The following is an 8,844-nucleotide window of genomic DNA, read 5'->3' on the forward strand; positions in this document are numbered from 1 at the left end:
ATGGCTGCGGCTCTGAAGGTGTCCGCAGCCGCCAGGATTACGTTTAAGCCCTCTTGTTTGAAACGATAGGCCAGTTTAGCGATCGAGGTGGTTTTTCCGGCGCCATTTACCCCTACGACCAGGATGATAGCCGGTTTAAGCCCGTCCAGATTGAGGGGCTGTGTATTCTGCAGCAGAAGGGCCACCTCTTCGCGAATTAAGGCCAGTACCTCATGGGAGTCATTGATGCGCTGCTTTTTGGCGGCCAGCCTAATCTTTTCCACCAACTCCACCGAGGTGTTCATGCCCACATCGGCCTGTATGAGTATTTCTTCAAGTTCTTCCCAGAATTCCTCATCCAGCTTGCGGGTGTTCTTTACCAATTCCTGTATTTTCCCGGCCAGATTCTCCCGGGTCTTGCTCAAACCCTGTTTAAATTTCTGCAGAAAGTTAAACCGAAGCTTGCCGTTTTCTTTCTCGGGGTATTTCGGCTCCTCAGGCTGATCACCGGCTGTGCCGGTTTCCTCTTCCGCTCCCGAAGCTTCTTTTTTGGAGAAGGGTTTGATAAGATTCAGAAAACCTTCCCTTTCAGAATCCAGGCCATCCGCTGCCCCTGCTGTCATCGTCCGGCCACCAGCGGCCAGGCCGGTTTCCGTTTCCTGCGGGGGCGTTTCCTTTTTGGCGAAGGGATTGATGCGGTTCAAAAACCCGTTCTTCTCGGGCTCCGGGGCTTCCGCCAGCTTTTCCGTCCCTGTCTCGGGCGCCGCCGTTTCACCGGGCGGGGTTTTCTTTTTGCGATTGAAAAGCGACATGGTCTCATCCTTTCAGTTTCGATGTAATCAGGTTTAGCCCGCTTTACTGGGTACATCCTCCAAAGACAGAGTGTATACCCCGCTGATCCCTTTTTCAGCCATGGTTATCCCGTATATAGTATTGCCACATTCAATGGTGGTCTGTCGATGGGTTACCACAATAAACTGGGTCTCCCGGCATATGCCCTGCAGGAAGCCGGTAAATCGTATCAGATTGGTTTCATCCAGGGCGGCGTCGATTTCATCCAGTAAGCAGAATGGAATCGGTTTAAGGCGAATCAAAGCGAATAAAAAGGCGATACAGGTCAAGGCCCGCTCTCCGCCCGATAATAAATTCAGCGACTGAATCCGTTTGCCGGGTATTTTTACCTCAATGTCTACGCCTGCCTCCAGGCCGCTGGCTCCGGTTTCAACCATCAGGCGTCCCTCCCCGCCGTTGAACATCTCCGCAAAAGTCCGGGCAAAACTCTGGTTGGCCTGAGTCATGAACTTGTTGAAGTCGAGCGACATGAGACGTTCGGTTTCGGCCAGCAGATTCAACAGTGATGAGCGGGCCTCCCCCAGGTCGAGATATTGCTGTTCAATAAAGCCCAGTTTGCTCTCCAGAGCCTGGGATTCCTCAATTGCTGAGATATCCACCATTCCCAGGGCTTCAAGGTTTTCTTTGAGAACTCCCAGCTCTTGCTTGATGCTGCGCAGCTCGGCTGCTCTCATCGCTTTAAGGTCGATTTCCGGAATCGGGGTTTCGCCCAGCTTTTCGCTCCACTGAAGATGCAGGCCCGAAAACTCGGTCTCCAGTCGGGCCAAATTGAGTTCCTGCTGGCGAATGACTTGTTCCAGCTTTTCAATTTCTGCCGATACCGGCCCCAGGCCGGCTTTGAGCTGGCTGACATCGGTTCTGCATTGGGTTTCTCTGCTTTTCAAGACTTCCAGCTTCTCCCGTTTAGCTTCGGCCTCCAGCACCGCCTGGGATATTTCCTGTTCAAGGCTGCCGGTTCTGCGGGTTTCCGCCTCGGTATCGTTCTGCAACCGCTCCAGCAAGTCCTGGGCCTCCTGGCGGGACTGCCGATAAGAGCCCTGAACCGCTTCAAACTGCAGCAGGTTCTTATGCTGGTTGTCCAACTCCCTCTTTTTCATGTGTAGTTGTTCATGATAGGATGAAGAACGCTCGCGCAACACCTCGAGATCCTGCCTTAGTCTGACCAAGGTCTCCTTCTGTTCTTCCAACTGGCTGGAATCAGCCTGCTGTTGCAGCTGTAAAGCCTGCCACTGTTGTTTCAAGCCGGTCACGTCCTGTTCTATTTGCAGCGATTGCTCATCTATACTTGCTATATCACGGCTGGCTTCCTGGCGCTGTTGCTGAAATTTGTGCATATGGTCAGCCGCGGTTTTTATCTGGGTTTCAAGCCATTCCTTTTTGAGAGTATACTCAATATGCTGCTTTTTCAAGCCGGCGGTTTGCAGATCAACAGCCTCTAATTCGGAGCGGGCTGAAGCCAGTGCCTGCTTGAGTTGGTTCATCCCGGACTGCTGGGCCAGCAATTCGGCCTCCAGCCTGTTCTCTTCTGCCCGGCGCTGCAGACGGCTGGGGCCGCGGTCAGCTGCGGTTCCGCCGCTCATAGCCCCGCCGGGGTTGATGATATCCCCTTCCAGGGATACCAGTGTCCAGGGATAATTTATCTTTTTATAGGCCTGCATCCCGCTGTGCAGGTTTTCCACCACCAACACCCTCCCTAGCAGATACTCCAGGACCACGCGGTACCTGGACAGACACTGCACCAGGCGGTCAGCGCTGCCCATCACCCCTTTAACGGCCAGGGACTTTTTTACCACCTCTTCAGGCACCCTGCGCAATCGCAGGCTGTCCAGAGGCAGGCAGGTGACGCGGCCCGCGCGCCGGCTCTTGAGGCGCTCAATAACCAGGCGGGCGTCATGGCTGCTCTCCACTACTATGTTTTCCAGGCTTCTCCCCGCGGCGATGTCAATGGCGGTCTCCAGCCCCGGGGGCACTTCCAGGATTTCCCCCACTATCCCCAGAATCCCGCCCAGCTCCCCGTCATGGGCCCATTTCATCACGGCTTTTACCCCGGGTGCATAGCCGCTCAGGTTTTCGCGCATACTCCGCAGACTCTCCAAACGGGTGCCCTGCTGGTCGATTTGCTTTTGCTGCTGCTGAATCAGCCCTTCCGCTTCTGTCACGTTCCGCGCCGCTTCAGCTCTGGCTTCCCCGGCCAGCCCGATGGAGGCATGGAGATGCTCCAGCTGCTTTTCGATTTGCTCCATTTCCTCATGGTACCGGGCTTGTTCTTGGCCTGCCTCTTTCAGCTGGCGGTCAAGCTGTTCATACTGCGTCTCCAGTCTAAACCTGCGTTCGCGGCTTTTCAGCAAGCGCTCCTGTTGCTCCTGTATAGCGTTTTTGACTCTGGTCTCCCGCTGGGTATACGCGAATAAATGCGCTTTGTGTTCTTCAAAGAGCTTGGCTTTTAGGGCCAGGGACTGCTCCAGGTCGCAGGCATCCTTTTCTATCTGCACACACTGCTGTTCCAGCTCCTCACACAACAGCTGCTGCTGGTTATAATCCTCTCTGTTGATAAGCAGATCCTGGTCGATCTTGTTTAACTGGGCGGCATATTTGGCGGCATCAGCCAGGGCCGCCTTAAGTCTTTCCCGGTAATTGGCAATGCGTTCCTGGCTTAATTGCAAGGCTGAGCGCAGTTCGGCAATATGGGCTTGAATATCATATAACTCTTGTGCGGCGTTTTGTTCTTCCAAACGCAGGCCTTCCAGTTCCAGCTCCCGTTCCTGCAATTGTTTGGCCTGTTCGAGCTGCTGCCGGTGCAGAGCTCTGAGGCTCTGTTTGCGTTCCGCAAGATCGGCCTGGCGAGTGCACTGATCTTTTTCCAGCCGGTTGAGCTCATATGCCATCAGGGTTTTTTCCAGGATATCGGCTTGTTCTTTGCAGCTCAAGTATTGCCTGGCCTTTTCCGCCTTTTGCTGCAGTTCCAGGCTGCGCTCCCGCATTTCCGCCAGCAGATCTGCCAAGCGGGTCAGGTCCTGAGCGGTATCCAGCAGGCGCCGGTTCACTTCTTCACGCTGCTGCCGGTATTTTATTATCCCCGAGGCTTCTTCCAGGATAAGGCGGCGCTCCAGGGCTTGTGCATTCAAAAGCTGATCCAGCTCACCCTGACTGATGATGGCATAGCCTTTCTTGCCCAAACCGGTGCCGGCAAACAGATCGTGCACATCCTTCATGCGCACCCGGGTACGATTGATGGTGAACTCGCTTTCTCCAGAGCGAAACAGCTTGCGGGCCAGGTTTATTTCCCCGTATTCCAGGGGCAAAAAGCCATCGCCATTGTCGATCAGCATCTCCACCGTGGCCATGCCGTGAGCCCGTTTGCTGTCGGTGCCGCAGAAGATGATATCTTCCCCTTTGTGACCGCGCAGGTTGCGGATGTTATTCTCGCCCAGTACCCAGCGGACCGCATCTACCACATTGCTTTTGCCGCAGCCGTTCGGCCCCACTACAACATTGATCCCGGGCTCGAATTGGATTGTAGTGTATTCCGCAAAAGACTTAAAGCCTTTGATGTCCAGACGCTTTAAATACACCCTGTTCCTCCATCATGTCAGGGCAACCTCTCAAAAAACATTCGATAAAATATTTTTAATCACCCTGAACGTATTGTTGAATTCACTTATATTGCTATTAAATCGGGCATCCAGCTAAGCCCGGCCATCATTCCGGGACTTTAATCAAACCCAACTTCATATGGCGCGTTGGTAAGAATCGCCATACTGTTTTGCAGGCGGTCAGGATTTGCCCCCGTCAGCCCAAATTCTTTCCTGTGCTAGTATTTACTAGTTAAACAATTCAGGCCCAAAAACCTTCCCATTATCTTGGTAAAAGCAGTTATTGTTCTCAATTATGTCCGGGCATTAAACAAACCCGCCTACTCAGGGCTGTTTTTACCAGCCACAACCTGCCCGGCCTGCGGCTGTTTCAGTCTTCGCCGGGCAGCAGGCCTCTATCTATCAAGCGGCGAATGAAATCCTCCCTCACCAGGGTTAGGATTCGGTTCTCACCGCTGTAGTACAGTCCGAGGCTATCAGACGCGATAGCTTCAGATTTAATTACCTTCAGCAGCCCCGTCCCCAATTCCTCTTCCAAACGCAGAAAATTACGGCGGTGCTGTCCAATCAACCGGGAGACATCGGCGGGGTTTACCAGAAGGTTTACCGGCCGGTCCCGACCTGGCAGGGCCTGGGCATCCAGAAGCAGCTCCCGGGCTTGCATATAAAAGATATGCTGCTCCACTAACTCTCCGAATGCAGGATGATACGGCCCGGCCAGCAAGGTCTCGGCAGATTGCAGTTCCTGGCTGGGTTGCAGACCCAGGCGGATCACCGGGATATGGTGGTATTGAAACATGAGCAGCATTTCGGCGCAGACAGAGACAGCCTCAGGCAGGGAGAACTCCTGATAGCTCCCCTCCCGCCATTGTCTGGCCAACTCGGTCCCGGCAATCACCAGGGTGGGATAAATTCTGACCATATCCGGCCGCAGTCCAATAATGACCCGGGTGGTAGCCAGGTCTTTAAGCCGGTTGTCCCCGGGCAGCCCCACCATCAATTGTATGCCCAGTTTAAATCCATACTCTTTTAATAAACGGCTGGCCCCAACGATTTGCAGAAGGGCCATCCCCCGCCCCGCGGCTGCCAGAACCTCGTCGTCGCACGACTGCACTCCCAGTTCTACGGTGTCTACCCCCCAGTATTTGAGCATTTTCAGAATATCCGGATCGATTCCATCTGGGCGGGTGGAAAGGCGCAGGCCGTGAATCAAACCTTTTATCAAATAAGGGGATACCTGTCTGAGGTAGGCTTCCTGCAGGGAAACATCCATCATGGTGAAACTGCCGCCGAAGAAAGCTATCTCGATCTCACTTCCGGGCGGAATGGTCGCCAGGTGCTGGTCAACCAATTCAGGGATGGCTGATGGGGAAAGGGGTTCTAACTGGGAGGCAATGTGCCGCTGGTTGCAAAATATGCATGTAAACGGGCACCCCACATGGGGGATAAAAATCGGAATATTGACATGCTTCATGGTTTGGGGGTTATCTCCAGTCCCAGGCTGAGCAGCAACTGGTGATTTTTCAGGACCTTTTCAGCAGCATTTTGCTCGGCTTCCTTTTTGCTCCGCCCCTGGCCGGCAGCCAGCAGCCGCTCCTTATAATACACCCCGGCTTCAAAAACTTTGGCATGAGCAGGACCGCATTCTTTAATGATCTGATAGATCACATTCTGTTTGTTTTTACCCTGCACCAGCTCCTGCAAGCGGGATTTATAATCTTGATAATCGCCCTGGGCGGTGTCGTCAATGTGAACCTGCAGACGGTCCAGTACGAATCGGGTCGCGGCTTCATAGCCTTGATCAAGATATATAGCTCCTATTACCGCCTCGACTGCATCAGCCAGTATGGAGCGGCGCTTACGCCCCCCGGACATCTCCTCGCCCCGCCCTAATAGTAGATAATCTCCCAATCGCATTTGATTAGCCACGTTGAGCAGCGCTTTTTCACAGACCACCTTGGCCCGGATTTTAGTCAATTCGCCTTCAGGCTTTTCATCAAAGTGATTGTACAAGTATTCGGCAATAATCATATTCAAGACCGCATCGCCCAGGAACTCCAGGCGTTGATTATTGCCGACACAGTTCTTTTCCTGGCTGAAGGACGGATGCGTCAAAGCCATGTCGATAAGCCCCAGATGATTAAAAATGAGCCGGTTGTCACGCATAAAGCGGGCAACCGCATCCCGCTGCTTAGCCATTTTGAATCTTTTCCAGGTGGCGGTGCAGGGCCGTGACCAGCGTCCCAAAGGTTGACAGGCTTTCCAGCCCTTCCTCAGGAAATTCCACATCATAGGCATCTTCCAGAGCCATGATCATCTCCACAACATCGATGGAGTCGGCGTCCAGATCTTCCAGTTTGGTTTCCATGGCGATTTCCTGGGGGTTCAGGTCCAGCTGTTCCGCCAGTATCTTTCTGGCCAGCTCTATAAACTCCTGCAACTAGATGACCTCCTTTAACTACTGTAACCTGAGCAATACATTATGTATGGTCCTTAAATCAATGCTGCCAGGGCTTTTTCCTGCTGTTCCACAATACGGCTCACAATACATTGAGCGGCAATTTTCATACCGCTGCATATTGCCTGTTTTTTTGAACTGCCGTGACATACTATACTTATCCCTTTAACCCCCAGCAAAGGCGCTCCGCCTACCTGGCGATAATCGACCTTCTGGTAAATGCTGGGGAGTTTGCCCATTTCCTGAGCGGTATGCTGGGCCAGGAACAGAACCAGGCCCTCCATGGATTTCAACAGAATGTTGCCGGTGAAACCATCACAGACAATCACATCACAATCGCCATTAAATAGGTCGCGACCCTCCACATTGCCGATAAAATTAAGTTTGGGCTGCTGGCGCAGCAAGCTGAAAGCTTCGACTGCGGCAGCATTGCCTTTCGTCTCCTCGGCGCCATTGTTGAGCAGACCTACGCGGGGATTGGGGATGGCTTGAATTGCTGAAGCATAAGCGCTTCCCAGGGCTGCAAACTGCACCAGTTGCGAAGGGCGGCAGTCCACGTTGGCCCCCACGTCGATGAGCAATGATTGTGAACCGCGAATATTCGGTATCCCGCTGACTATCGGAGGACGTTCGATTCCTTCCATCCGCCCCAGGTTAAATAGAGCTGCGGCCATCTGTGCTCCGGTGCTGCCGCAGGACAATACCGCATCAGCCAGGCCCGCCTTGACCAGACCGGTAGCAACCACAATGGAGGCGTCTTTCTTGCGCCGGATCGCGATGGCCGGAGATTCTTCCATGGTTATTATTTCGCTGGCATTGACCACCCTGAGCCTTTCAGTATCATACGATTGGCCTTTTAAGACCGGCTCGATCTCTTCCGCCAAACCTACCAGGATAATGGAGGCATCGGTTTCTTTCAGCCAGCTCAGGACGCCTGCGATAACCTCGCCTGGGCCATAATCGCCTCCCATTACGTCAACTGCGATCTTCATGGTCTTCCTCCTCATTTCAGCAAGAAATACAAAAAGTAAGCTATGGGCCTGAAAGTGCGCCGATACCTTACCTTTTGATCAACCTGTATATCTTACATCACGTTTTTACCTTTATAAAATCCGCAATTCAAGCAGGCCCGATGTGATAATTTCAACTCCTTGCACTGAGGACATTCAACCAATCCTGGTTTGTCCAGCTTGCGCCATTCGGCACGCCTCATATTCTTTCTTGAATGCGAATGTCTCCTCTTAGGAACGCCCAATTTGTTCCCCTCCTTCCTGGGTTAATTTTTTCAAGGCTTCCCAGCGCGGATCTATATTTTCTTCACTGCAGCGGCAAGCCTCCACGTTTTTGTTTACACCGCAACCCGGGCACAGACCCTGACATTCCGAATTGCAGAGCGGACTCAAGGGGATGACGGCAAATATGGCTTCTATTACCGCCGGCTCAATATCGGCCTCACCTTGATCAACCACCAGTACATCATCCTTGAACTCCTCCGGTTTTCGGCTGCCGGCATCTATCATGGTGATGTCCAGTTCTTCAGCAACCTGAATAACCGATGGTTCCAGACACCGGGAACAGGCCAGCACCAGTTTGGACTTTACTTTTCCCGTGCCGACATATGTCTGTCCGGTGAATACCACTTCGATATCGACCTGAACCGGCTCCGCAAACTGAGCACCCAGTCCCCGAACCAGTTCATCGGGCCAAAATTCCACAAAAGAATAGTGCTCACTCTGTTGCGGCTGAAGTTTGAGTTGTTTAAGGTCAATTTTCATTTTGCACCCCTAAAAAACACCAGATTAATTATATTCTTCACCGGTTAGTATTGTCAATAAAGGCAGTTACTATATCGATTTTGTTGATATGCGGCTGATAGGAGCCAAAACTAAAGGGGCGGGCGATGCCCGCCTCCCAGCTTGTTGACAAGTCAACGAGCTGGGCAGAGCGAGCGACGGAAGCGAA

General features: G+C 52.8%; 8 protein-coding genes. All 8 read right to left on the reverse strand.

Annotated elements, in window-relative coordinates; genetic code table 11:
- The coding region (locus B3W37_RS05255; RefSeq protein ID WP_483174989.1) for a signal recognition particle receptor subunit alpha at nt 1–791 on the reverse strand (791 nt) is incomplete at its 3' end.
- A 33-nt stretch (nt 792–824) separates the two neighbouring features.
- Nucleotides 825–4,403: a chromosome segregation protein SMC gene (gene smc / locus B3W37_RS05260; protein WP_483174990.1), complete on the reverse strand. Its 3,579-nt coding sequence runs from the start codon at nt 4,401–4,403 to the stop codon at nt 825–827.
- 391 nt (nt 4,404–4,794) lie between these two features.
- A complete protein-coding gene (locus B3W37_RS05265) occupies nt 4,795–5,898 on the reverse strand; it encodes an elongator complex protein 3 (RefSeq protein WP_483174991.1) in 1,104 nt (367 codons plus the stop codon).
- On the reverse strand, nt 5,895–6,623 hold the full coding sequence (gene rnc / locus B3W37_RS05270; RefSeq protein ID WP_483169581.1) for a ribonuclease III: 729 nt from the start codon (nt 6,621–6,623) through the stop codon (nt 5,895–5,897). Before rnc ends, B3W37_RS05265 begins: the two co-directional genes overlap by 4 nt.
- The gene (locus tag B3W37_RS05275; RefSeq protein WP_483174992.1) at nt 6,616–6,864 is read right to left on the reverse strand and encodes an acyl carrier protein; all 249 of its coding nucleotides are present in this window, start codon (nt 6,862–6,864) and stop codon (nt 6,616–6,618) included. Before B3W37_RS05275 ends, rnc begins: the two co-directional genes overlap by 8 nt.
- 53 nt (nt 6,865–6,917) lie before the next feature.
- On the reverse strand, nt 6,918–7,874 hold the full coding sequence (plsX, locus tag B3W37_RS05280; protein WP_483174993.1) for a phosphate acyltransferase PlsX: 957 nt from the start codon (nt 7,872–7,874) through the stop codon (nt 6,918–6,920).
- A 92-nt stretch (nt 7,875–7,966) separates the two neighbouring features.
- On the reverse strand, nt 7,967–8,137 hold the full coding sequence (gene rpmF / locus B3W37_RS05285; RefSeq protein WP_481040246.1) for a 50S ribosomal protein L32: 171 nt from the start codon (nt 8,135–8,137) through the stop codon (nt 7,967–7,969).
- Nucleotides 8,124–8,657: a YceD family protein gene (locus tag B3W37_RS05290; protein WP_481040247.1), complete on the reverse strand. Its 534-nt coding sequence runs from the start codon at nt 8,655–8,657 to the stop codon at nt 8,124–8,126. The genes rpmF and B3W37_RS05290 overlap by 14 nt, the downstream gene beginning before the upstream one ends.
- Nucleotides 8,658–8,844: the final 187 nt, after the last annotated feature.

This window comes from Syntrophomonas sp. UBA5494, assembly GCF_002426325.1.